The organism is Streptomyces beijiangensis (assembly GCF_017315755.1).
GTDB classification, from domain to species: domain Bacteria; phylum Actinomycetota; class Actinomycetes; order Streptomycetales; family Streptomycetaceae; genus Streptomyces; species Streptomyces beijiangensis.
This window is the reverse complement of the sequence record NZ_JAFLRJ010000714.1, coordinates 1-1,254: the sequence shown is the minus strand read 5'-3', so window position 1 is coordinate 1,254 and position 1,254 is coordinate 1. Positions and strand designations below refer to the sequence as shown.

The window sequence follows — 1,254 nt, the reverse complement described above, 5'->3', positions numbered from 1 at the left end:
TGGCCGACGAGCAGATAGATGACAGCGGGCAGACCGAAGTTGAGCACGGTGCGCCAGTTGTCGTTGTCGACGGTGAAGAGGTCACGGGACCAGCCCGCAAGCCAGTTCGCCGCGTCGTGGACCCAGGAGACCAGGTCATTGGCCGAGTTGGCCTCGAAGAGATAGAAGGCGATCCACAGGATCAGAATCAGCGCTGCGATGTCCGCAACAATGAGGATGATCGTCGCCGCCGGGTTTCCGCCATAGCGTCTGGACATGCCCGACGAGTTGCCCCGAAGGGCGAGTTGAAACCCGCCGTGTCTACCCGACCTGTCGGGTCGTGTGATCCCCTGGCCGGGTGGAAGCCGTAGCAGTGAGTGTGATCGCCGTACTGGGAACCCTGATAGGCGCGGGGTCCACGTACTACTTCCAGCGCAAGGCGCAGGAGCGCACCGAAGCCTTCACCCGGCTCGAGCGGGTGCGCCAGGAACGCATCGAGGCGTTCAGCGCGTACGCCGGAGCGCTCCTCAACTACCGCCGCGTGCTGGTCTTCCGGTGGTTCGTCATCCACGAGGGCCGCTTCGCCGAGGACACGCCGGAGCTCCTCTCCGAGACGTACACCAAGCGTTACGCGGCCCAGGAGGCCATGTTCCGCGCCCAGTTGGTCGGCAACAGCCCGGAACTCACCGCGCTGGCCGAGCGCGCCATGGAGCAGATCACCGAGCTCCACAAGATCGCCGACCGCGCGGCCCTGGACGCGGCCCGCGACCGTACGCGCCAGTCCATCCGCGACCTCGTGACGGCGGTGACCCCGCACGTGCAGTGACCCCCTCGATCGGTGACCCCCTGGTCCGGTGATCCGCGGTCAGGGTCCGTCCGGTTGCGCCCGCCCGAGACGTTCGCGGGCGTCCACCGTCAGCGGGTGGTCGGGCCCGAAGACGCGCTCGTACCCGGAGAGGGCGGCCTCGTAGTGGGTGAGCGCGTGTGCGTGGTGGCCCGCGGCGCCGTAGGCGACGGCGAGGTTCGTACGGGAGGCGAGGGTGTCGTTGTCGTCCGGGCCCAGGACCCGCACGGAGTCGGCGAACTCCCGGCCGAACTTGAGGGTGTACGCGTGGTCGGGGCCGAGGATGTCGTCGCTCGCCTCCAGCGCGGCCTCGTACAGCGGGATCGCACGGTCCAGGTCGCCCGCCTCGTCGACGGCCAGCGCCAGGTTGCCGCGTGAGACGGCGGTGTCCGGGTCGTCGGCGCCCAGGACGCGTTCGGAGTCGGCGAGCG

The 1,254-nt window shown here is 68.9% G+C and carries 3 protein-coding genes; 1 reads left to right on the top strand and 2 read right to left on the bottom strand.

Annotation, left to right across the window (positions count from 1 at the left end; genetic code table 11):
* Nucleotides 1–257 (bottom strand): hypothetical protein (locus J0695_RS38570; protein WP_206969508.1); only part of this gene is annotated, 257 nt, incomplete at its 3' end.
* Nucleotides 258–337: 80 nt separating this feature from the next.
* Between J0695_RS38570 and kilB the strand changes: the two genes are divergently transcribed.
* The gene (gene kilB / locus J0695_RS38565) at nt 338–805 is read left to right on the top strand and encodes a plasmid transfer protein KilB (protein WP_307798889.1); all 468 of its coding nucleotides are present in this window, start codon (nt 338–340) and stop codon (nt 803–805) included.
* A gap of 39 nt (nt 806–844) precedes the next feature.
* Here kilB and J0695_RS38560 read toward each other — a convergent pair.
* The coding region (locus J0695_RS38560) for a tetratricopeptide repeat protein (protein WP_206969507.1) at nt 845–1,254 on the bottom strand (410 nt) is incomplete at its 5' end.